The sequence below is a fragment of the Pseudomonas sp. LP_7_YM genome (assembly GCF_004364435.1).
GTDB lineage: Bacteria > Pseudomonadota > Gammaproteobacteria > Pseudomonadales > Pseudomonadaceae > Aquipseudomonas.
The window spans coordinates 384,524-406,909 of record NZ_SOCT01000001.1; the positions used below are offsets into that span (position 1 = coordinate 384,524).

Annotated in this window: 21 protein-coding genes and 1 pseudogene; 12 read left to right on the forward strand and 10 right to left on the reverse strand. The window is 59.1% G+C overall.

Features of this window, described 5'->3' with window-relative positions; translation table 11 throughout:
- The first annotated feature begins 262 nt into the window (after positions 1–262).
- From EC915_RS01850 to EC915_RS01860, 4 genes are all read left to right on the forward strand, one after another.
- Positions 263–526: a hypothetical protein gene (locus tag EC915_RS01850; RefSeq protein WP_133748821.1), complete on the forward strand. Its 264-nt coding sequence runs from the start codon at positions 263–265 to the stop codon at positions 524–526.
- 50 nt (positions 527–576) lie between these two features.
- The gene (locus EC915_RS01855; RefSeq protein WP_133748822.1) at positions 577–816 is read left to right on the forward strand and encodes a hypothetical protein; all 240 of its coding nucleotides are present in this window, start codon (positions 577–579) and stop codon (positions 814–816) included.
- A 22-nt stretch (positions 817–838) separates the two neighbouring features.
- Positions 839–979 carry a hypothetical protein gene (locus EC915_RS24745; RefSeq protein ID WP_166650896.1) on the forward strand — a complete coding sequence of 47 codons (141 nt, stop codon included), beginning with the start codon at positions 839–841 and terminating at the stop codon, positions 977–979.
- Positions 980–1,139: 160 nt separating this feature from the next.
- Positions 1,140–3,362, forward strand: a complete 2,223-nt coding sequence (locus EC915_RS01860; protein WP_133748823.1) for an OsmC domain/YcaO domain-containing protein — start codon at positions 1,140–1,142, stop codon at positions 3,360–3,362.
- Positions 3,363–3,466: 104 nt separating this feature from the next.
- On the opposite strand, the gene EC915_RS01865 is transcribed toward EC915_RS01860, so the two are convergent.
- The 4 genes from EC915_RS01865 to EC915_RS01880 all read right to left on the reverse strand — a co-directional run bounded on the left by EC915_RS01865 (position 3,467) and on the right by EC915_RS01880 (position 5,619).
- Complete coding sequence (locus EC915_RS01865; protein ID WP_256658626.1) at positions 3,467–3,988, reverse strand: GNAT family N-acetyltransferase; 522 nt, start codon at positions 3,986–3,988, stop codon at positions 3,467–3,469.
- A gap of 161 nt (positions 3,989–4,149) precedes the next feature.
- Positions 4,150–4,509 carry a hypothetical protein gene (locus tag EC915_RS01870; RefSeq protein ID WP_133748825.1) on the reverse strand — a complete coding sequence of 120 codons (360 nt, stop codon included), beginning with the start codon at positions 4,507–4,509 and terminating at the stop codon, positions 4,150–4,152.
- 119 nt (positions 4,510–4,628) lie between these two features.
- Positions 4,629–5,144 carry a thioredoxin family protein gene (locus tag EC915_RS01875; protein WP_133748826.1) on the reverse strand — a complete coding sequence of 172 codons (516 nt, stop codon included), beginning with the start codon at positions 5,142–5,144 and terminating at the stop codon, positions 4,629–4,631.
- Positions 5,145–5,370: 226 nt separating this feature from the next.
- Entirely contained in the window at positions 5,371–5,619 is a 249-nt protein-coding gene (locus tag EC915_RS01880) for a LysR substrate-binding domain-containing protein (RefSeq protein WP_305955371.1), read from the reverse strand.
- A gap of 34 nt (positions 5,620–5,653) precedes the next feature.
- Between EC915_RS01880 and EC915_RS01885 the strand changes: the two are divergent.
- A pseudogene (locus EC915_RS01885) lies at positions 5,654–5,890 on the forward strand (catalase-peroxidase); the annotation flags it as partial.
- A gap of 161 nt (positions 5,891–6,051) precedes the next feature.
- The gene (gene yfcF / locus EC915_RS01890; protein ID WP_133748827.1) at positions 6,052–6,684 is read left to right on the forward strand and encodes a glutathione transferase; all 633 of its coding nucleotides are present in this window, start codon (positions 6,052–6,054) and stop codon (positions 6,682–6,684) included.
- Positions 6,685–6,766: 82 nt separating this feature from the next.
- On the opposite strand, the gene EC915_RS01895 is transcribed toward yfcF, so the two are convergent.
- The 3 genes from EC915_RS01895 to EC915_RS01905 all read right to left on the reverse strand — a co-directional run bounded on the left by EC915_RS01895 (position 6,767) and on the right by EC915_RS01905 (position 8,705).
- Positions 6,767–7,828, reverse strand: a complete 1,062-nt coding sequence (locus EC915_RS01895) for an SDR family oxidoreductase (RefSeq protein WP_133748828.1) — start codon at positions 7,826–7,828, stop codon at positions 6,767–6,769.
- A 102-nt stretch (positions 7,829–7,930) separates the two neighbouring features.
- Positions 7,931–8,413: a DUF2938 domain-containing protein gene (locus EC915_RS01900; RefSeq protein WP_133748829.1), complete on the reverse strand. Its 483-nt coding sequence runs from the start codon at positions 8,411–8,413 to the stop codon at positions 7,931–7,933.
- Between the two features lie 67 nt (positions 8,414–8,480).
- Positions 8,481–8,705 carry a DUF6555 family protein gene (locus tag EC915_RS01905; protein ID WP_133748830.1) on the reverse strand — a complete coding sequence of 75 codons (225 nt, stop codon included), beginning with the start codon at positions 8,703–8,705 and terminating at the stop codon, positions 8,481–8,483.
- Positions 8,706–8,913: 208 nt separating this feature from the next.
- Between EC915_RS01905 and EC915_RS01910 the strand changes: the two genes are divergently transcribed.
- From EC915_RS01910 to EC915_RS01920, 3 genes are all read left to right on the forward strand, one after another.
- Positions 8,914–10,098 carry a DUF2252 domain-containing protein gene (locus EC915_RS01910; RefSeq protein ID WP_133748831.1) on the forward strand — a complete coding sequence of 395 codons (1,185 nt, stop codon included), beginning with the start codon at positions 8,914–8,916 and terminating at the stop codon, positions 10,096–10,098.
- A gap of 383 nt (positions 10,099–10,481) precedes the next feature.
- Positions 10,482–11,384 (forward strand): manganese catalase family protein, encoded by a 903-nt coding sequence (locus EC915_RS01915; protein WP_133748832.1) that lies wholly within the window; start codon positions 10,482–10,484, stop codon positions 11,382–11,384.
- A gap of 69 nt (positions 11,385–11,453) precedes the next feature.
- Entirely contained in the window at positions 11,454–11,669 is a 216-nt protein-coding gene (locus tag EC915_RS01920; RefSeq protein ID WP_133748833.1) for a hypothetical protein, read from the forward strand.
- Positions 11,670–11,851: 182 nt separating this feature from the next.
- Here EC915_RS01920 and EC915_RS01925 read toward each other — a convergent pair whose 3' ends face one another.
- Both EC915_RS01925 and EC915_RS01930 read right to left on the reverse strand, forming a co-directional pair.
- Entirely contained in the window at positions 11,852–12,835 is a 984-nt protein-coding gene (locus tag EC915_RS01925) for a class I SAM-dependent methyltransferase (protein ID WP_133748834.1), read from the reverse strand.
- Positions 12,832–14,199, reverse strand: a complete 1,368-nt coding sequence (locus tag EC915_RS01930; protein ID WP_133748835.1) for an iron-containing redox enzyme family protein — start codon at positions 14,197–14,199, stop codon at positions 12,832–12,834. The genes EC915_RS01925 and EC915_RS01930 overlap by 4 nt, the downstream gene beginning before the upstream one ends.
- Positions 14,200–14,515: 316 nt before the next feature.
- Here EC915_RS01930 and EC915_RS01935 point away from each other — a divergent pair, with 316 nt between their 5' ends.
- Positions 14,516–15,631 carry a catalase family protein gene (locus tag EC915_RS01935; RefSeq protein WP_133748836.1) on the forward strand — a complete coding sequence of 372 codons (1,116 nt, stop codon included), beginning with the start codon at positions 14,516–14,518 and terminating at the stop codon, positions 15,629–15,631.
- A 26-nt stretch (positions 15,632–15,657) separates the two neighbouring features.
- A complete protein-coding gene (locus EC915_RS01940) occupies positions 15,658–18,000 on the forward strand; it encodes an FdhF/YdeP family oxidoreductase (protein WP_133748837.1) in 2,343 nt (780 codons plus the stop codon).
- Positions 18,001–18,265: 265 nt separating this feature from the next.
- On the opposite strand, the gene EC915_RS01945 is transcribed toward EC915_RS01940, so the two are convergent.
- Positions 18,266–19,150: a LysR substrate-binding domain-containing protein gene (locus EC915_RS01945; RefSeq protein WP_133748838.1), complete on the reverse strand. Its 885-nt coding sequence runs from the start codon at positions 19,148–19,150 to the stop codon at positions 18,266–18,268.
- Positions 19,151–19,309: 159 nt separating this feature from the next.
- On the opposite strand from EC915_RS01945, the gene EC915_RS01950 reads away from it, so the two are divergent.
- On the forward strand, positions 19,310–22,336 hold the full coding sequence (locus tag EC915_RS01950) for an FAD-binding and (Fe-S)-binding domain-containing protein (RefSeq protein WP_133748839.1): 3,027 nt from the start codon (positions 19,310–19,312) through the stop codon (positions 22,334–22,336).
- Positions 22,337–22,386: the final 50 nt, after the last annotated feature.

Consider the following 22,386-nt stretch of genomic DNA (forward strand, 5'->3'; position numbering starts at 1 on the left):
AACTATACACAAACGGTAATGAAGTTTTTACAGATTTTTCACATTCAGGAAGGAGGTCATAGTTTGAGCGGTTCCTCGTGGAAGGCATCAGGTGCGTAGGAAGGTCGCTGCAACCAGTAGGACTGTTCGCTACAGCGGTGCGAAAAGCGCCGTGTAAAGCATCGGAATTTTTCCGACAGACTGCGTGCAGACTTCAGTATTGCGTCTACGCTGCGGTTTGATGGGTACACGAAGACCCAGTAGTTCACTCAGGAGTTTCACTATGCATAAGTTGGTTTCCTCGATTGCCGTCGCTCTTTTGCTCACCGGTTCACTGGCACCGCTGGCATTGGCCGAGGGCGATGTCGCCGAGGGCGTACGGCACGACAACGAAGAACTGGACAACGGCGTGGACCATGACGCCAAGGAAGTCGACAAGGGTGTCAAGCACGATGCCAGCGAAGTCGATAAAGGCGTGAAGCACGATGACGAAGAGCGTCACAAGGCCGACAAGCATGTCGATAAGGAAGTCAAAAAACATCTCTGATATTCGCCAGATAATGCGTCAGGTTGTGATCAATCTATAAGGAACTGGATATGCGCTTTTTTTCTTTGTGTCTTCTGACCGCTCTTGCAATGAGTAACCCGGCTTTCGCCAAGGACGATCATCACGAATGTGAAGAGGCCCTCGGCAAACTCAAAGCCACCACGGATGCTGACTACAGCGCCTCCGGGCATCACGAACATCAACAGGCCAAGGCCGCTCATGAGTCCGGCGACTACAAGAAGTGCGCCGATCAGGCGAACAAGGCGCTCACTCATCTGAAGCAAAAGTGAACGAGCAGATGACGGTGAACCCATGAAAAAACTCACATTGGTCCTTCTGTTTCTGATGTGCGCCGGCTGCCAATACTTCGGCTATCAGGACGACAACTGCACCAACGAACCGGATCAGCCTGCCTGTGACGGTACTCATCCGGTTGAAGGTCATCGCAAGTAAATCCCTCTGACCCTCTGCAGGGTATCCACCTGCTGTCAGTCAACGGCGATGTTCACAGATATACCGTTGACTGGCGGCGCCCGACACCGGAAAGCGCAAGACTTCCGCCGTGAAACCCGGATAATGGCCGCCATTCGTTTTTCGCTTCTGGTACTGCCGCATGGAAATCAAGGTCAACTTTCTCGACAATCTTCGACTTCAAGCCAGGTTCGATGACTTCACGGTGATTGCCGATCAGCCCATTCGTTACAAAGGCGATGGATCGGCGCCGGGGCCGTTCGATTATTTTCTGGCGTCATCGGCCTTGTGTGCCGCTTATTTCGTAAAGTTGTACTGCCAGACGCGCAACATCCCTACCGAGAACATCCGTCTTTCGCAAAACAACATCGTTGACCCGGAAAACCGCTACAACCAGATCTTCAAGATTCAGGTCGAGTTGCCCGCCGATATCTCCGACAAGGACCGCTTGGGCATCCTGCGCTCTATCGATCGCTGCACAGTGAAGAAGGTGGTGCAGGCCGGCCCCGAGTTCGTGATCGAAGAAGTCGAGAATCTGGACGCCGACGCCCAGGCGTTGCTGATGCCAACTTCCAGTGTCGAGGGTGCAAGCACCTACATTGCGGGAAAGGATCTGCCGCTGGAGCAGACCATTGCCACTATGTCGGGCATCCTCGCGCGGCTGGGCATGAAGATCGAAATCGCCTCATGGCGAAATATCGTGCCTAACGTGTGGTCATTGCATATCCGCGACGCCAGTTCGCCGATGTGCTTCACCAACGGCAAAGGTGCCTCCAAAGAGGGCGCACTGGCGTCAGCGCTGGGCGAGTTCATCGAGCGCCTGAACTGCAACTTCTTCTATAACGATCAGTTCTGGGGCGAAGACATCGCCAGTGCCCAATTCGTGCATTACCCCGACGAGCGCTGGTTCCAGCCGGGGCCCGACGACGCGCTGCCGAGGGAGATCCTCGACCCCTATTGCCTGAAGATTTACAACCGCGATGGCGAACTGCGTGGATCGCACCTGTATGACACCAACTCCGGCAATACGCAGCGAGGTATCGTTTCCCTGCCGTTCGTGCGCCAGTCGGATGGCCAGACCGTGTATTTCCCGTCCAACCTGATCGAAAACCTGTACCTGAGCAATGGCATGAGTGCTGGCAACACGCTGGCCGAGGCTCAGGTCCAGTGCTTGTCGGAGATCTTCGAGCGCGCCGTCAAACGCGAAATTATCGAGGGCGAAATCGCTTTGCCTGACGTCCCGCAGCAAGTGCTCGACAAATACCCTGGCATTCTCGCCGGCATTCAAGGGCTGGAAGAGCAGGGCTTCCCGGTGCTGGTCAAGGATGCATCGCTGGGCGGGGAATTCCCGGTCATGTGCGTCACCCTGATGAACCCGCGCACCGGCGGAGTGTTCGCCTCTTTCGGCGCACACCCACGCTTTGAGGTGGCGCTTGAACGCAGCCTCACCGAATTGCTGCAAGGTCGCAGTTTCGAAGGCCTGAACGATCTGCCGCAACCGACGTTCGAAGGCCACGCAGTTACCGAGCCGAACAACTTCGTCGAGCACTTCATCGATTCGAGCGGCGTGGTGTCGTGGCGCTTCTTCAGCGCCCGGGCCGATTACGAATTCGTCGAATGGGACTTCTCAAGTGCGGGCCGCGCCAGTGGAAAAGAAACGGCCAATGCTGACGAGGCCGCGACGCTGTTCGGCATTCTCGAAGACATGGGCAAGCAAGTCTACATGGCAGTCTACGAAGATCTTGGTGCCACTGCCTGCCGCATCCTGGTCCCTGACTACTCGGAGATATACCCGGTCGAGGATCTGATCTGGGATAACACCAACAAGGCGCTGGCCTATCGCGCCGATATCCTCAATCTGCACACCCTCAGCAAAGTCGGCCTGAGAACCCTGGCCCAAGGCCTGGAAGACAGCGGGCTGGACGATTACACCGACATCACCACCCTGATCGGCATCGAGTTCGACGACAACACTGCCTGGGGCCAGCTGACCATCCTGGAGCTGAAACTGCTGATCTACCTGGCCTTGCAGAAGTACGAAAAGGCCAAGGATCTGGTGGAGGCGTTTTTGCAGTACAACGACAACACCGTTGAGCGTGGCCTGTTCTACCAGGCGGTGAATGTGGTGCTGGAAATGCAACTGGACGAGGATCTGGAGCTGGCGGATTACGAGGTCAATTTGCGCAGGATGTTTGGTCACCAGCGTATGGACGCTGCCATTGGCTCGGTCAACGGCAGCGTGCGTTTCTACGGATTGACGCCTACCAGCATGAAGCTTGAAGGGCTGGACCGGCACCTGCGCCTGATCGACAGCTATAAAAAGCTGCACCAGGCACGGGCCCACACTGCGGGCCAGTCGCAGTAAGCGCAGAATGAAGCCTCTCTCAAAAGCACCTTCGGGTGCTTTTTAATCTTGGCTGGAGTCGAACCTTTGCAGGTCGTGAGGTGGGTGAGGCCGACACAGCCCGGTCAGATCGAGTAGGTGAATCGACGTTCGTTTTCCGGTGTGCTGGTGTCCGGTAACGCGAGCAAAAAACCACAGCGCGCCAGCACTTTCGCTGATCCCGCATTATCTTCGTAGACATAAGCAACTAACTGCCCCAGTCCCCAGCGTTCGCGTGCCTGTTCAATCAGATGCCTGAGCGCCATGGTTGCCAGTCCTTGGCCCGCCATGTCTTCAGCTACGCGGTAACCCACCTCGGCAGTGTTCAGGGTTGTGTTGATGCTCTTCAGGTTGGCTCTGCCTACGATTTTTCCATGGGCATCTTCAATGATAAAGGGATGCCAGGTGCCTGCCGCGAAGTCCTGTAGATAGCTTTGGATATGATCGGCGACGCCTTGCAGCGAGTAGAACGAGGAGGGGCGAGCCTCGATGTGCGATTCGAACCAGAAACGATTGCCGGTCTCGAACGCCAGTAAAGCTTCGTTGTCGGTCTCTCTCAGCTCACGAATTTTGAAGCAGGTTTCAACATGAGACGGCGGCGTGGGCACGGCATAAGTCCTTGTGATAGACCGCTGATGATGCCGTTTGCACGCACGTGGATCCATCGACGCCTCTCTGAGGCCTTGGCACAGCGGGCTGCCCGAAAGGGGATGGGCAGTGGCAGCCCTCAATAATCAACTGCCACTCGAAGGTAGAGCTGATAAGCACTTCAGCTTCTCAGATCAGTATTTTTCTCATCGGAAGAGACTTTGGGTTTCTCGACAGGAGCGAATTCACCCTTCAATTTCAGCTCTTCGAAATGCTTGCCCAGTACCTGCTCGATTTTACGGACGTAACTGTCATCCAGGCTTTTCACCACCAGCCACAGGCGCGGCAAGTTCTGAAAATGGGCCTCTTCGATCTTTACATCCTGGGTCAGTTCGCGGTCCGAACGCCAGAGGCATTCGCGTTCAGTGGTCTTTGGATCCTGTGGCCAGGCTTCGGAAGTGGTGATCCAGATTTCATAGAAGTGCGCAACCTCTTCTCTTTCCATCTCTTGCAGTTTTTCCATTGGAACGAAAGTATTCACGGCGTCACCTGTCAAGCGAGTGGATTTCAAGGCGCGGGTGTCTTTCCGCGCCTACCCCTGTTCCAGCACTGCTGCAGAGGCGTACCTCTATAGGGCCAGCAAGTGCTGGGGGAGTTCCATCAACCGAGGGGTGATGTCTGCAAAGACATGATGGTGAGGATATCCTGCACTGTGCTCTCCAGATACTTGCCCGCCCGATAGTCCGGTTTCACCGCATCCCCGCCGGCCACAACCTGTTGTGGACGCTCGACAAAGCGGCCAATCACCTGAAACCGATTATCGAGCACCAGCACCAAGGGTATCGAGATGCGCTCCAGCCCCAGACGCGCCTTCAATTCGTTTTCGGCGCGTCCTTTGCTGATGATCGCCACATCGATGTTCGGTTGGGCGCGTTGCAGGTAATCCAGGGCCGTGACATTGATCTGACAGTCCGGGCACCACATCTCGCCCGCGACCAGCAGATGAAAAGCGCCCTCGACGGCGTGCATGCGTTGCTGCGTAGCGGGGCTGATGGCATCAGCTTCGGTCAGTTTTCGCTGGATGTCGCGAACGGCGCTGATTTGCGCAGGCAGGCCATGGCGAACGAAGGATTCAAAATCCTCGCCGACGCTGAAGAGTTCTTCGTATGAGGTCATGCTGGTTTCTCGGTTTGCAAGCCGGTAAGGCATTCCGGTAGAAGCCACAGGGCGGGCGCATTATCAATAAGCCCGTCAGGGCAGGGGAGTGGCCCGATCATAACTGGCGGATGGGACGAATGCCCGAAGATCGTCGGGCCAGCGTCCACCGTTTTCGCTGCCGTCGTAACCTTCGACGTTCCCTGCAGGTGTTTCGGTGCGGCGCAATTGGCGTGTGAGCGACAAGTCACGTTTGCACGTGATCCACAGGCCTCTGCGCATTCACCCGGAACGCCCGCACATGATCGATCAGCGCTCGCAGTTTGGGGGCCAGGTTGTGGCGGTTCGGGTAGTACAGGTAGAAGCCGGGGAATGGCGCCAGGTATTCGCCCAGCACACTGACCAGTTCACCGCGATCAAGATAAGGCCTGAAGGTGTCTTCGGTGCCGAAGGTGATGCCACCGCCTGCCAGCGCCGTGCGAACCATCAGCAGCATGTCGTTGGTGGTGATCTGCGGCGCGACCGCCACGTTGAACGTGAAATGGAAAGCCTCATCAGCCGACAACGATTGCTTTGAGGCGCCTGATCGCAAGACCGGGGAGGTGAAGTGGACCGCAAGCCGGGTCGATCTGGTGTTCGGCTCCCATGCGCAACTGCGGGCGATTGCCGAGGTTTACGGCAGCGCCGATGCCCATGAGAAGTTCGTGCGGGACTTTGTGGCGGCCTGGACAAAAGTAACGCATCTGGATCGCTTCGATCTGGCTTGATCTATCTGCTCCAGTCACAACGACGCCTCCCTCGTGGAGGCGTCTTCTTGTGTGAGATTCGTCGCATTCCCCAAGGGAATGCGCCTATGAAAATCCTGAATTTCCTTTTGGCGTTCAGTCCTCGTAGCGTGTGCTTTTCCCGAGTATGGAGATCACCCCCTGTGAACGATGCCCGCTTGTGCCTGTACGTCGACGCTCAATTTACCAGCCCCTACGCCATGTCCGTTTTTGTGGTGCTTCGTGAAAAGGGCGTCGAATTCGACCTGATCCCGGTGGATCTTGACGCCGGGGAAAACCACACCCTGGAATACGCCCATTTGTCGTTGACCCAACGGGTGCCGACGCTGCAGCAGGATGATTTTGCCCTGTCCGAATCCTCGGCCATTACCGAATACCTGGAGGACAGCTTCCCCGACATTCCTGTTTATCCCGAAGGCCTGCGGCAACGAGCCAAGGCTCGTCAGATTCAAGCCTGGCTGCGCAGCGATCTGGGACAACTGCGCCAGGAGCGTTCAACGTTGGTGGTGTTTTATGGACACAAAGCCCCGCAGTTGACAGACCTTGCGCAGGAGGCGACGCGCAAATTGATCCATGCCGCCCGGACGCTGCTCGCCGATGGCCGCGAATATGTATTCGGTGAGTGGTCAATAGCCGATGTAGACCTGGCGCTGATGCTCAACCGTCTGGTTCTTAACGGCGACGCCGTACCTGCTCTGTTGGTGCAGTACGCTCAGCGCCAGTGGCAGCGGCCGAGCGTACAGTCATGGGTGAATCTGCAGCGACCGCCCCTGTAGTTGCTGCTGGGACTGGCCGCCTGATGCGTCTGTCAGATCACTGACACGCAGTTGCCTGACGCAACTGCATCAGCCAGCGTTTTTACGGAATCAACTTGCGCGCCCGGAGCTCGTCGAATACGTCGAAAAAAGCCTGATCACTGGCCTGAAATTCTTTGAAGCCCAGGGTGCGGCTTTTCGACATGTCCGTGACCACCTCGATAGGACGGCCAAGGTCGGCGTCGGTGTGCCAGGGCGAAATCAAGCGATTGATATCCGGCTCGTTCAGTCCCTGTTCACGCACGATGTCGCTCCATGCCTTCTGGTCATCGGTCATTTGCGTTTCCAGGGGCGACGGGCTTGGCGGATAGGCCGCAGGATGAAGTCCGAAATACTCAGCGATCCGGCCCCACATCCATTTCCAGCGGAATACGTCGCCGTTGGTAATGTTGAATGCCTGATTCGCCGCCGCCGGGGTCGTGGCGGCCCACAGTTGCTGCTTGGCCAATTGGCGTGCATCGGTCATGTCGGTGAGGCTGTCCCATTGCACCTGAGAGCCGGGGAAGACGAATGGACGACCTGTGGCTTTGCAGATCGAAGCGTACACCGCGAGGGTGGTCGCCATGTTCATCGCGTTGCCAACGGCCACGCCGGTGACGGTGTGCGGGCGGTGCACGCTCCAGGTAAAGCCGTCGCGCTTAGCGGCCGCAAATACTTCGTCTTCCTGAGCGTAATAGAAGTTCTCGATGTCCAGACGACCTTGCTCCTCGCGGAACGGGGTCTGCGGCAGCGAACCCTTGCCGTAGGCTTCGAACGGACCCAGGTAATGCTTGAGGCCTGTGACCAGCGCCACATGCTGTACGCATTTCGCCGGCCTCAGCGCATCCAGCACATTGCGCACCATGGCCGAGTTAACCTTGATGTTTTCAGCCTCGGTGGCCTGCCGGGACCAGGTCGTGATGAAGACGTGTGTCGGTTTCAGGCCATCAAGTGCCTGTTTCACCGAGGCGGGGTCCTGCAGGTTCGCCGCGACCGGAATGACACCGGGGGCCGCTGAAGGATTGCGGGACAGGGCAGCCACCTGCCAGCCCTTGTCCAGCAGCAGTTCAGTGGTGGCGCTGCCAACGATGCCGCTGGCGCCAACGACCAATGCGGTCTGGGTCATGAGAGTCTCCTTTTAGAATGTTCAGCCATCAAGGCCCTGAACAGTCAGAGCCGATGGGTCTTGAAGAGGTTCAGCGTAACAACTAGCCGATGCACAAACGGTTCAGCCTACCAGCAGCGCGGTGCCGTACATGCCGAGGGCGAACACCACATGACCGATAACATTTTGCAAGCGTGCGAGGGGTGGATTCGGCGCTTTATTGCAGGCAATACCCGCGCCCATCCCGGGCTGCAGAATGAACCAGCCCGCGCCCACAGTGACCAGGCCCACCACCAGTGCGGGAACGAAGGTCGCAAAGTGCGCCCACTGCACGCCCCAGACCAGCAATAACACAGCAGCAAACAGGATGCCGACCGCGTAATGCATGGCCCAGCCGATCTTCAGTTCGTTGCGTACTTCGGGGGATTGGTCGATGCCATTTGGGTGAACGAACTGGCCGTGGCGCATGCCGGCGAACCAGCGGCCCACCAGATGCCAGGATGGTGTGGGCAGACCGAGAGCCGCCTTGAGTAATTGCGCCCAGAGGTCGAGCAGGGCCGTACCGCCCATGCCGATGAGCACAGCGAGCAAGAGAAGTTCGAACATGGCTTTCCTTGTGAGTGGGCGGTGACTGATGCCTGCGCAGTGGCGACGATCTGAACGCCTGCCGGTGTCAGGCGGCGTTCCACTCCACGTGAGTGAGGCCCAGCGCCTGGGCCTGACGTTGGGTCAGGCGCGGTACTTTATCAGAGCGGTACTTGGGAATCTGACCGATGCCCGCATCCACAGTCGCCCAGTGCCAGGCCTCATTCTTGTCCATGGCAGCAGAGTGAATGTAGAACGTCTTATAGCTGCCGTGAATCAGGTAGTCGATCCGGAAGTGGTTACTGTTGGGCATGGCGGTTCTCTCTGAAGAAGGCGTGCGTAATGACCCGCAAAAGCACGTACTTTTAAAGTTGCTTGAAAAGCAGATCATCGGGCATGGAGATAATTCAGCCATTCTGCCGGCGAGGCTCTCGAACGGGCACGCAAGCTGCTTCGCAATATGTTGAAACATACACCTGAGGGGCAAGGTCAACAGTGCCTCTCCCTTCAAAGACAAACCCATGAAGACCCCTCGCCCTGCCGCACGTCTGGAACCTCTCGACCAGCTTCGCAACTTGAAAATGGCCCGCTCTGCCCATGCTTACGTGCGCGGCAGTACTGTCCAGTTTTATGAGTGGCTTCATTCCCAATCCGGTCGCCGCCTGCCCAGTGGCCCGCCGGTATGGATCTGTGGGGACTGCCACGCTGGCAATTTGGGGCCCACCGGCGATCTGAAGGGGCGAATCGACATCCACATCCGTGACCTGGACCAGACCGTGATCGGCAACCCGGTACACGACCTGGTTCGGCTGGCGTTGTCGCTGGCGACCGCTGCCAGAGGCTCGGATCTGCCGGGCGTCGCCACGGCGCGGATGCTCGAGGAAATGATGATCGGCTATGAGCAGGCGTTCGAGGGTCACAGCGACGAAGAGCCGCAGCGCCCCGCGCAGGTCAAGGCGGGCATGCGCAGCGCCGTGCAGCGGACCTGGAAGCATTTGGCGCAGGAACGTATCGAGGACCTGCGCCCGACCATTCCGCTGGGCAAACATTTCTGGTCGCTGTCCAAGGCCGAACTCAGCGCACTCAAATCGCTGTGTGCCTGCGACGAGATTCACGCGTTGGTGACCTCGCTCAAAGGCCGTTCCAAGGGCGACAGCGTCGAGCTGCTGGACTGCGCTTATTGGGTCAAGGGTTGCAGTTCGCTGGGCCTGCTCCGGTATGCAGTGCTGCTGGGGGTTGGCAATGACGACGATCAGGAGTTCTGCCTGCTGGACATCAAGGAGGCCGTCGCTGCAGCGGCACCTCGCACCGCCAGGGCCGGTATGCCTCGAGACAACGCCAGGCGGGTAGTGGAAGGCGCGCGGCACCTTTCGCCGAGCCTGGGCGATCGCATGCTAGCCACGCGAATGCTCGATCACGGCTTCTTCATCCGCGAATTGCTGCCTCAGGACATGAAGCTGGAGCTCGATCAATTGAGCCAGCCTGAGGCGATGCGGGCCGCAGGCTATCTGGCCAAAGTGGTGGGTATTGCCCATGCGCGGCAGATGGATCTGGCCACCCGTGCCTCCTGGATACGTGAGCTGCAGGCTAACCGGTCGCAGACCCTGGATGCGCCGTCCTGGCTGTGGTCCAGTGTGGTCCAACTGGTAGGCAGTCACGAACAGGGGTATCTGGAGCACTGCCGGCGGTATGCGTTACAGAGTTGAGGCACGCGGGTTGCCTGTGGCGCCAGGCGTGTCGTTTCAAAGCTGCTCTTGTCAGGCGACCGCCGCTGTTCCCGGAGACGGATGGCTGACGTACTGGCTATTCGGTTGATTCATATTTTGCGGGTGCTGTTTGAATAAAAACGCGTTGGGTTGGCTTTTTTTATTTTTTGACTGCCGTTGGTCGGTTAGTACGCATTTCTTGTAAGAAGCGAGTTCGGCTCCGTCCGTCGCAAGCCTTCATGTTGCGCCGAATTAGCCCGCTGTATCTGCATCCCATGTTGTGAGCGAAACAGCTCGGATGGCGAACCTAAAAGTCGGCGGTTATTCGTTTAGCACGCCGATGATTCGTCAAACAGCCTCATAGCCTGATTGGGAGATTCACCATGTTTCTTCACAATAAACGACTTCAATATACCGTTCGTGTAGCTGAGCCTAATCCGGGTCTGGCTAATTTGCTGCTTGAGCAGTTCGGTGGCGCCCAGGGTGAGCTGGCTGCAGCGACGCGCTATTTCACCCAAGCGCTGGCCGAGGAAGATCCAGGGCGCAAGGATCTGCTGCTCGACATCGCTACGGAGGAGTTGAGCCACCTGGAGATCATAGGCTCGATCATCGTCATGTTGAACAAGGGCGGCAAGGGCAAGCTGGCAGAGGGCGTGCAGGAGGAGGGCGAACTTTACCGGGACATCAACGGCGCGGGCAATGACTCGCATATCACCAGCCTGCTGTACGGGGGCGGTGCGCCGTTGTGCAACTCGGCAGGGGTTCCATGGACCGCCGCTTACATCGACACCATCGGCGAGCCCACTGCGGACTTTCGTTCCAATATTGCCGCTGAAGCCAGAGCGAAGATCGTCTACGAGCGCCTGATCAATGTCACCACGGATCCGGGCATCAAGGACGCACTGGGTTTTCTGATGACCCGCGAGATAGCCCACCAACTCTCTTTCGAAAAAGCCCTGCATTCCATTCAACCAAACTTTCCTCAAGGCAAACTTCCGGGTATGCCGGAGTTCTCCCGCACGTACTTCAGCATGTCCAACGGCGAACCTAACGTACGCGGGCCGTGGAACAATGACCACGATTTCCAATACGTGGAAAACCCGCATCCGGCCGTGGACGGCGGAGACGGTACGGCATCGGTCACCTTGAGCGATGCTGAGTTGGACGCGCTGGCGATGCTTACAGAGCGCACCAAATCCGACCTGTCTATTGATCCGATGACGGGGGCTGATCTTGGCTCCGGGTTGGCGCAGGGTGATACCCCACCGAGTGAGCGCACGCGCTGATCAAAAACACAGGCCGCGCTGGTTGGACAGCGCGGCCCCTTATTTTTTATTTTTATCGAGGGCTGGCTCATGGCTTCTTCGTTCAAGCGCAGGCAGGCACAGGGGCATATCCAGGAAGAACAGGTAGAGGGTGTGGGGGAATTTGCTGGAAACGTAGTGGGTACGTTTGGTCGTACGGCGCAAAGTTATGAAGTCCAGGCGGCGATCCTGGCGCGGGGGATGCAAGCGGCGTTATTCGTCGAGCGGTTCAAGAAAGGTTTATTGAAGGTTCCCGGACGAGAGTAGCCATTCGTGTCGCTAATCGTCCATCTTGCTCGTCCTCGCTATGCGCGGGTATTTAGCTTAGGGGCATCGGCTAAGGGTGCCGCTATCTATTGTTCAAGCGTCGCTGGGGTTTGCCGATTGCCAGACCCCAGCAGCGCTTCCAAGACAATCTGCCCCCCATACAAAGCCCGGGACTGCCTGGATCACCGGCTCCGTGTCACCGTCAACACCACCGCCGCGATTCGATCCGCTTGCTGATACGGGGCAGTGTCCAGCTCCTCACCAAACACATCAGGGTCCATCTCCCGATACGTCCACGCAAGTTCTGTCCTGTCGACCACTGCCCGAGCCTGCTCCAGAAACAGATCAACCCCGTCAACTGACGGCGCGCCGGTATACAGCACCAGACTCCCGCCAACCGTCAGGCGCGCAACGGCCTGTGACAGAATGCGCACGGACAGCGCCGAGCCCAGATGATCGCCACCGTGGCGATAGGCACGTTCCTGGGTATCTTGCATATAGGGAGGATTGGCAACGATCAGGTCGAATTCGCCTGAGGTGCCCTCAAGAATATCGCTGTGATAGGCCGAAACGTTGTCGGTCCCGGCCAGCGCAGCGTTCACTGCTGTGAATCTCAGTGCGGTGGGGTTGATATCCACGGCCAGTACCTGCGCATCGCGGCGGGCCCTGGCGATCAGAATGGCGCCCGCGCCACTGCCGCAACCAATGTCTACCGCCGTGCGGACAGGGTGGCTTGAGCTGCGCAGGTGTTCCTCGATCGCCTGAGCGAAGCGATAAGTGTCGGGGCCGAAAAATACTGAGTCGTTAGCGACAGTGGGAAAGCTGGAATGCACGAACAACAGATCATCCAGGCAGGACCAACGCACATCGCTCACCCACATTCCCGCGTGAGCACGCAGCACGCCGCTGTCCAGCAGCGCTTCCAACTCCGCTTCGGGAAGCAGGTCGCTTTCGAACGGCCGGCTCCAGCCAAAAATGTCCCTGAGGCTTCGCGCCTGGCGATTCCCTTCCCGCGCATTGACGCGCTGATGCGTCAGTGGGGTGACGGTCACGAAGCGGTAGTTTTCCGCATTCAGATGCTGGCCAAGGCGCAGCAGCGCGAGATCGTGACTTTCATCGGCCGATTCGTCAGCAAGGGGCGCAACCAGAGGTTCAAGGTGATTCATCGTGTCAGGCATCCTGGAGAAAGTCGCTGTGCGTAGGCTTGGGTGGCAATCAGGCCTTCGGGCGTTGAATGAGAATCAGGCGCCATCAGCGCAATCAGTTCTTCAACCGGGCAGTTACGGCGTCCAAGCGATGGCGCTGCTTCGATGACGGTTTGAACAGGCCTGCGATGAAACTTCGCACGAAACGGATCCGCCTCGCGGCCGGATTCGGACGGCTTCCAGTCACCGGCTATCCATTCACTGAGCAGCTGCATCTCGTACCCACTGAAAACGCCGAACATAACCGCGCCTGCACCGTTGATCAGTTGCCAGAACCGGCTATGCGCCGGATCCTGATTGCGCTTGATCCAGCCCCGGTTTTCCAGAGCCGTGAGCAATTGTCGGCTTTGCCCCGGCGTCGCCAGCCACTCATTGATGGTGCGCCCTTCAAGGCGGCAGTAGTCGGAGTGCATGTGCTGACCGAAGGTGCTTTTCTTCTCCAGCATGGCGACCACCTCCTGCTCGAGATCAAAAGCGGCAATGACATCGATGGAGCCCAGGCCCAGGTCATTGAGCAGATAGCCGGCGCGCAGACGTTGCAGAAAGACACTTCTGGAGTCACCGCTCGGCAACATGTCCAACACTGTGGCGACGGCTTTCTGAGCGTGGCCGGTGCTGGCATTGTCGACTGTCACGTGGAGCGTGAAATAGTAGGGGTCGATGTCCAGTTCGCGGAGTTCGAATGCGGTGATTAGCAGGTGAAGCGGCAGTTGCTCGTACCCCAGGTTGTAACCGATGACCTCGGGCAGGAAATCATCCGACAGGTGGCCCAGCGCAAGCTGGATGGCACCTTGCAGATACAACTCATCTTGGAGCGGGGCGTTCGGCGCGCAGTCATGCTCAGTCAGCAGGTTTCGATACAGCAGCACATGATTGAGCGCCGGGTCGCCGTCGCCCAATTCTTCCAGATAAGTGCGGATCAGGCCTTGATAGCGCCAATCATCGGCATGCCGAATCGAGCCGTACAACCAGGCCCCGTCTACCAGTTTGCTCGGCGCCACATGCTGGAGAAAATACAGCGCGTGGGCCTTGTTGGTAAAAAAGCGTCGCTCACCGCCTGCATGGCGTTCTTTCAGGTAGCTGCGGTAGCGCTGCGCTACGGACAGGCTGTTACCGGCCACCCATTCGGCCAGATCGGCAACGTCTTCGGGAAGGTTTGACGGCAGCGCGCTGGCATTTTCCAGTTGTTGCTGGAGAAAGTGGCGGGCGTTCTGAGGGTCGCTCTCGCCTGGCGTATGCAGCAATGCGTTGTAGAGCGAGTAGCTCTCACCTGGGGTCGTCTGTTTTACGGCAGATGGCTGGGACAGCAGCTGTAAGGATGTCATGGTCAAGCCTGCTAACGTTCTTGGTATGTATATAGGTCAGAAAGGAGCCTGCGAGGATAATTCAATAGAGTTGCGCAGCATCGGATGATCGACATGTTCGGGATGATTCGGCTGCCTCTTCGATGGCGCCGCAGTGAGCTCCAGGCCGCTTCGCTCAAGGGCCCCGCTACCATCTGTCGTTGAGTCGTATGAGTAGGCTGAACGATGGCAAATCGTCAGCAGTCACTAGCATCAGGTCCGGTTGAAATGCGCGGAACAGCGCGGCCGACGGACATATTGACCCGTGCCCTAGACTGATCCAAGCGGAGATACCCCGATGACTGATTTACCTGTAGCGCACCTGGCGGTTGTGCCATTGCCGTTCGAGCCATCGTTTGAGGTGATTCCCGAGGACGAAGCCGAGACCAGCAAAGAGTTGGCCGAAACGTTGCACTCGATCCTGGAAACCACTTTCAAGGATGAAGGGCACGCCAATCGTAGTGTGCATGCAAAGTCTCATGGGTTGCTGCGCGGTCGGATCACGGTGCTTGACAGTCTCGCGCCACAGCTTGCGCAGGGAGCCTTCGCTAAACCCGGCACCTTGCCGGTGGTCATGCGGTTTTCGACCAACCCCGGCGATATCCTTGACGACAAGGTCTCCACGCCAAGGGGGCTGGCACTGAAGATCGTGGGTGTCGAAGGCCCGCGTCTGCCGGGTTCCGACGGCGACCTCACGCAGGATTTCGTGATGCAGAACGCCAAGGCCTTTACTGCGGCCAACCCCAAGGCGTTCCTGCGAACCCTGAAGCTGCTGGCGAAAACCACCGACAAAGCGCCCGGCATGAAGAAAGCCTTTTCGGCGCTGTTGCGGGGCGTCGAGTCGACCATTGAGGCGATGGGCGGTGAAAGCGGTACTTTGAAAAGCCTCGGTGGGCATCCGCAAACCCACATTCTTGGCGAGTCATTCAACACGGTCGTGCCGTTTCTCTATGGTCCATATTTCGCCAAGCTGTCAATCGTCCCGGTGGCCGAATCGCTGACCGTACTGACTGACAAGCATGTTGACTTCGAAGGCAATCCCGACGGCCTGCGCAAGGCAGTCAGTGATTACTTCGCCCGGCAGGGTGGTGCGTGGGACGTGCGAATTCAGCTGGCCACCGACCTGGACAGGATGCCAATCGAGGATGCCTCGGTCGTGTGGCCTGAGGACCTCAGCCCCTACGTCACCGTGGCGCGCATCGAGGTCGAGCCACAAACGTCATGGAGCGAGCAGAGCGTTCGTGAAATCGACGACGGCATGGCGTTCAGCCCGTGGCATGGCTTGCAGGCGCATCGTCCGCTGGGTGGCGTGATGCGGGTGCGTAAGCCTTCGTATGAAATGTCGTCGGGTTTCCGTGCCGAGCACAATGGCTGCCCCATGCACGAACCACTTCCCGTCCCGGAATCGCGTTAAGCAAGGCCTTCGGGCGAGGTCACTCCATGCAGCTTCTTCACCCCGTCGCACATTACCGACCTTATACCTGCGCCTCTGGCGGATGGGGCTCGGCCTATTCAGTCATGAACATACTTTGGCGCGAGCAGGCTTATCGCAAAGCGCCAATGGCCCTGTTCCGGCAAAACAAACCCAAGGGATTTGCCTGTGTCAGCTGTGCCTGGGCCAAGCCTGGCAATCCTCACGCGCTGGAGTTCTGCGAGAACGGCGCCAAGGCCACTGCCTGGGAGCTGACCTCGCTGCGCACCGGGCCGGACTTTTTCGATAAGCACTCGCTTGCCGAACTGAGAGACTGGGACGATTACGATCTTGAGCAGCATGGACGCCTGACGCATCCGTTGCGTTACGACCCCGCGACCGATCGCTACCAGACCACCACCTGGGATGAGGCGTACAGGGAAATCGGCGCGCAGCTGCGTCGGTTCAAACCTGATGAGACCGTGTTCTATGCCTCGGGACGCGCCTCGCTGGAAGCGTCGTTCATGTATCAATTGCTGGCTCGCGCCTATGGCACCAACAATTTGCCCGACAGCTCGAACATGTGCCACGAGAGCACCTCTGTCGGGCTGCAGGAAAGTATCGGCGTGCCGGTAGGCACTGTCACTCTGGCCGACTTCGAGCATACCGACTGCATCTTTTTCTTCGGTCAAAACGTCGGCAGCAACAGCCCGCGGATGCTGCATCCATTGCAGGACGCGCGCAAACGGGATGTGCCGATCATCACCTTCAATCCGATTCGCGAGCGCGGGCTGGAGCGCTTCGTCAATCCGCAATCGCCGCTTGAAATGCTCGGGCCAAAGTCTACGGTCATCAGCACCCAATACCATCAGGTGTCCATTGGTGGTGATACCGCTGCCGTGATGGGCATTGCCAAGGCGTTGCTGGAAATGGACCGTGCCAGTGGCGGTACTGTGCTCGACCGCGAGTTTATTGCCGAGCATACCGACGGCTTCGACACCTTCATCGCTGAAGTGGAGCGTCATACCTGGCCGGCGCTTGAGAAGCGCTCGGGGCTGGATCGCAGCGCGCTGGAAGCGGCGGCAACGGTGTACGCCCGCAGCCAACGGGTGATGGTGATCTACGGGATGGGCATGACTCAGCATCGGCATGGCGTGGAAAACGTGCAGATGCTGGTCAACCTGTTGCTGCTGCGCGGCAACATCGGCAAATCTGGCGCAGGTATCTGCCCGGTGCGCGGCCACTCGAACGTGCAGGGTCAGCGCACTGTGGGGATCACCGAAGACCCGTCGAAGGTGCCCAAGGACAAGATCGAATCGCTGTTCAGCTTCAAGGTGCCCGAGCGCAAGGGGCTGGCGACGGTCGATGCGTGCGGCGGCATTGTTGATGGCAGCGTCAAAGCCTTCATCGGGCTGGGCGGGAATTTTCTGCGTGCCGTGCCTGATACCGACCTTATGGAGCCGGCCTGGTCGCGGCTCGAACTCAATGTTCAGATTGCGACCAAACTCAACCGCACTCATCTTGTTCCTGGCCAGCGTGCATGGTTGCTGCCGTGCCTGGGGCGTATCGAGATGGATGTACAGGACGGCGTCGAGCAGGTGTACAGCACCGAAGACAGCACCGGATGCATCCGCGCATGGCAGGGCAGGAGCGAGCCGGGCGGTGAGCAGTTGCGGGCGGAGGTGGCGATCATTGCCGGTCTGGCCCAAGAGACGCTCGATGGCTCTCAGCAGATTCCCTGGGAAGAGTGGCGCCGGGATTACGCAAAGATCCGTGAGGCCATTGCTCAGGTCTACCCGGAAATCTTTCATGACATGGAGTCGCGGATGTGGGAACACGGTGGCTTTCATCGGCCTATCCCGGCTGCGCAACGGCAGTGGAAGACCGAAACCGGCAAGGCGCGCTTCGTCTCGCCGCGCAGTCTTGATGAAAACAGTGACGTTTCTTCAGGCTTTGGGGCGCGTGACGTCATTCAGTTGATGACCTTGCGCAGCAATGATCAATTCAACACCACGATCTACGGTTATGACGACCGTTTTCGCGGTGTAAACGGGACGCGGCGGGTGGTGTTCATGAACCGTAATGACGTAGTGCGTCTGGGATTTGCGCCCGGCGATTGGGTCACGCTGCGCACGGCCATCGAGCCTGAAGTGCTCAGGGAGGTCGGGCCCATGCAGATCATCGCCTACGACATTCCCGTCGGTTGTGCGGCGGCGTATTACCCGGAGTGCAACCCCCTGGTTCCCTTGTGGCATTACGCAGAGCGCAGCAAGGTGCCCGCAGCCAAATCCGTGCCCGTTACGCTGCACCAGGCCCAGCCTGATGCTCGTGCGCAAAAGCGCGCGCTGCCGAGGAAGGATCAGGTGTTGTAGTCAAATAATGGCGGCTTTCAGCGTCGATTTCACTCTCTGCGGCGGTGATGCGCTTAAGACCAACCAGGACCTGTGGGGCTGTGCGACAGTGGCGAAGGCGGTGGGCCTGCTGCAGATGTATTGGCTGACAAGCCGCCTACGCTGCCGTCGTAACCTGCGGCGTCTCGCATTCAGCATTCGCGGGCACTCGGAGATCTGCGTCGTTGATGCAACCTGAGGGTCTTCCCGGGGTTCTGCCTGCATCGCTCTGCTGTGAAAGCCGGAATCAAATCTGCTCCAGCAACCACGCCCGAAACGCCTGCAAGGAGGGAAGAATTTCATTGCGCGGTGGATAGCTCAGGAAGTAGCTGCGCTGGCTGGCGAAGGGCAGGTCGAGACTGATCAGTTCGGCGTTGGCCAGTTCGTCTGCCACCAGGATGCGCGGCACCAGGCCGATGCCGATGCCGGCTTTGACCGCCTGTATCAGATGCGAAGTCAGTTCGAAGCTCGGCCCCAGGCGCATCATGCGGTGCGGCAGGTGATGGTGGCTGAACCAGTCGCCCCATACGTTGGGGTTGTTGGCGACGTTGAGCAGCATCTGTTCAGCGATGTGTTCCGGGTTCCAGCGCTGGTGGTCCTCGGCTGCTTGCGGCGAAATGATCACCACCAATTCTTCGGCGTGCAGGCGATGGCTGATCAGGCCCGGCAATCCTGCATGACCGACAACTATTGCTGCGTCGATCCCGCTGGTTTCAAAATCCACGGCATCGATGCGCGAGTTGATGTGCACCAGCATGCCGGGATGAGTCTTGTAAAAATCATGCAGGCGCGGCAGCAGCCACTTGGAGCCAAATGTCGGCAGCGTCGCCAGGCGCAGGCTGCCGCCGCCGGATTGATAGGCCATGGCCTGCAATGTCGCGCTGCGGATACGTCCCAGCGCTTCGCTCATCTCCCGTTGGTAGAGGCGCCCGACATCGGTCAACTGCACCTGTCGACCTTCCCGGCGAAACAACGTCAACCCCAGTTGCTGTTCCAGCGCCTGCACCTGACGACTCACCGCACTTTGGGTCAGCGACAGTTCCACGGCGGCGCGGGTGTAGCTTTCATGCCGCGCGGCGGCCTCGAAAGCCAGCAGCAGGGACATCGACGGAGTGAGATGGCGGTAATTCATTCAGAAAAGTCATCGATAGCGGCAGGAATATCCATTTGTATCGCGCCGGAACCTGCAGGATCATTGGCGCAAACAAAGACCCGAGGCTGACCGATTAATGCCCGGGCGACAAGTATTTTGCTGTTTCCCGTGATCAGACCGACAAGAGGCCATCCCACGATGATCGCCCAACTGCCTACCGCAGCACCCGCGGCCCAGTACCCAGACTTTCTTGACGCCCTGCGTGCCAGCGGTTTTCGCGGCCAGCTCAGCGCCGATTACGCCACCCGCACGGTGCTGGCGACCGACAATTCGATCTATCAGCGCCTGCCGCAAGCGGCGGTCTTTCCCCAGGACACTGACGACGTTGCACGCATTGCGGCGCTGATGGCCGAGCCGCGCTTTGGGCAGATCAAGCTCACGCCACGGGGCGGCGGCACCGGGACCAATGGCCAGTCGTTGACCGACGGCATCGTGGTCGACCTGTCGCGGCATATGAACCATATCCTCGAAATCAACGTTCAAGAGCGCTGGGTGCGGGTTCAGGCGGGGGTGGTCAAGGATCAGCTCAATGCGGCGCTCAAGCCCCATGGGCTGTTCTTCGCCCCTGAATTGTCGACCTCCAACCGCGCCACGGTCGGTGGCATGATCAATACCGATGCCAGCGGGCAGGGCAGTTGCACCTATGGCAAGACCCGCGACCATGTGCTGGCACTGCACACCGTGCTGCTCGGTGGCGAACGCCTGCATACCCAGGCACTGTCCGATGAGCAATTGGAGTCGGCCTGCGCGCAGCCCGGTCGCATAGGCGAGGTCTATCGCACCGCACGGCAGATCCAGGAAACCCAGGCCGACTTGATCGAGTCGGTGTTCCCCAAACTCAATCGCTGCCTGACCGGCTATGACCTGGCGCACCTGCGCGACGAGCAGGGGCGCTTCAACCTCAACAGCGTGCTCTGCGGTGCGGAAGGCTCGCTGGGTTATATGGTCGAAGCCAAGCTCAACGTGCTGCCGATTCCGAAATATTCGGTGCTGGTGAACGTGCGCTACAGCAGCTTCATGGACGCTCTGCGCGACGCCAACGCTTTGCTTGCGCACAAGCCGTTGTCCATCGAAACCGTGGATTCCAAGGTGCTGATGCTGGCGATGAAAGACATCGTCTGGCACAGCGTCGCCGAATATTTTCCCGCCGATGCCGAGCGCCCGACGCTGGGCATCAACCTGGTGGAATTCAGCGGCGATGAAGCGACCGAGGTCAACGCCCGGGTGGCGGCGTTCGTCAATCACCTGCAGGCAGACACACGCATCGAACGGCTCGGGCACACCTTGGCCGAAGGCGCTGAAGCCGTCACTCGTGTCTACACCATGCGCAAGCGTTCGGTGGGCCTGCTGGGCAACGTCGAAGGCGAGATTCGTCCGCAGCCCTTCGTCGAAGACACCGCCGTGCCGCCCGAGCGACTGGCCGATTACATCGCTGAATTTCGTGCGTTGCTGGACAGCCATGGTCTGGCCTACGGCATGTTCGGTCACGTCGATGCCGGCGTGCTGCATGTACGTCCGGCGCTGGACATGAAAGACCCGGCCCAGGCCGCGCTGGTCAAACCGATTTCCGATGCTGTCGCCGAGTTGACCCAGCGCTACGGCGGTCTGTTATGGGGTGAGCACGGCAAGGGCCTGCGCTCGGAATACGTGCCCGCGTTCTTCGGCGAACTGTACCCGGCGCTGCAAGCGCTCAAGGGCGCGTTCGACCCGCACAACCAGCTCAACCCGGGCAAGATCTGCACTCCGCCGGACGCCACCGAAGGGCTGCTCAAGGTCAACGAAGTCACATTGCGCGGCGACCTGGATCGGCAGATCGACGAGCGCGTCTGGCAAAGCTTCGGCACCGCCGTGCACTGTAATGGCAACGGCGCCTGCTACAACTTCGACCCGAACGATGCGATGTGCCCGTCGTGGAAGGCCACTCGCGAACGCCAGCATTCGCCCAAAGGTCGCGCATCGTTGATTCGCGAGTGGTTGCGCCTGCAAGGTGCGGCCAACATTGACGTGCTGGAGGCGGCCAAAGGCAAGGCAGCGTGGATCACAGGCCTGCCGACGCGACTGCGCAATAACCTGGCGCGCTCCCGCGGGCAGGCGGACTTTTCCCATGAGGTCTACGACGCTATGGCCAGTTGCCTGGCCTGCAAGTCCTGCGCGGGGCAATGCCCGATCAAGGTCAACGTGCCGGAATTTCGCTCGCGTTTTCTCGAGCTGTACCACGGTCGTTATCAGCGTCCGCTGCGCGATTACCTGATCGGCTCGCTCGAGTTTTCCATTCCCTACATGGCCTATGCGCCCGGTCTGTACAACGCCGTGATGGGGTCGAAGTGGGTCAGTGGCCTGCTCGAACGCCACGTCGGCATGCTCGACAGCCCGCTGCTTCATCGCTACAACCTGCAAAGCACGCTGTCGCGCTGCAATGTGGCAGTCGCCAGTGTTCCGGCCCTGCGTGAACTGTGCGATGAGCAGCGTCAGCGCAGTGTGGTGCTGGTGCAGGACGCTTTTACCCGTTACTTCGAAACGCCGTTGCTGGCGGCGCTGATTCAGCTCGTGCATCAGTTGGGTTACCGGGTGTTCCTGGCGCCGTATAGCGCCAATGGCAAGCCGCTGCAGGTGCAAGGTTTTCTCGGCGCATTCGCCAAAGCCGCAGTGCGCAATGCCACTCAACTCAAGGCGCTGGCCGACTGTGGTGTGCCGCTGGTGGGGCTGGACCCGGCAATGACCCTGGTCTATCGCCAGGAGTACCAAAAGGTGCCGGGGCTGGAAGGCAGCCCGAGCGTCCTGTTGCCTCAGGAATGGCTGATTGACACGCTGCCTGAAACGACAGGTGCGATGCAGACCGCATCATTCCGCCTGATGGCCCACTGCACCGAGAAGACCAACGTTCCGGCCAGCACCTCGCAGTGGGAAAAAGTCTTCGCCCGCATGGGGCTCAAACTGGTCACCGAAGCCACTGGTTGCTGCGGCATGTCCGGCACTTATGGTCACGAAACGCGCAACCAGCAGACCTCGCGGACCATCTTCGAGCAGTCATGGGCGACCAAGCTGGACAAGCCGGGCGAGGCATTGGCAACTGGCTATTCCTGCCGCAGTCAGGTCAAGCGACAGGCTGACAAGCAACTGCGTCATCCGCTGGAAGTGGTGCTGGAGCGGTTGTTGGCGCGGTGAGGGGCGAGGTGGCAGCGAAGTCAGAGGGTCATTCGTTTCATAGGGCTGCA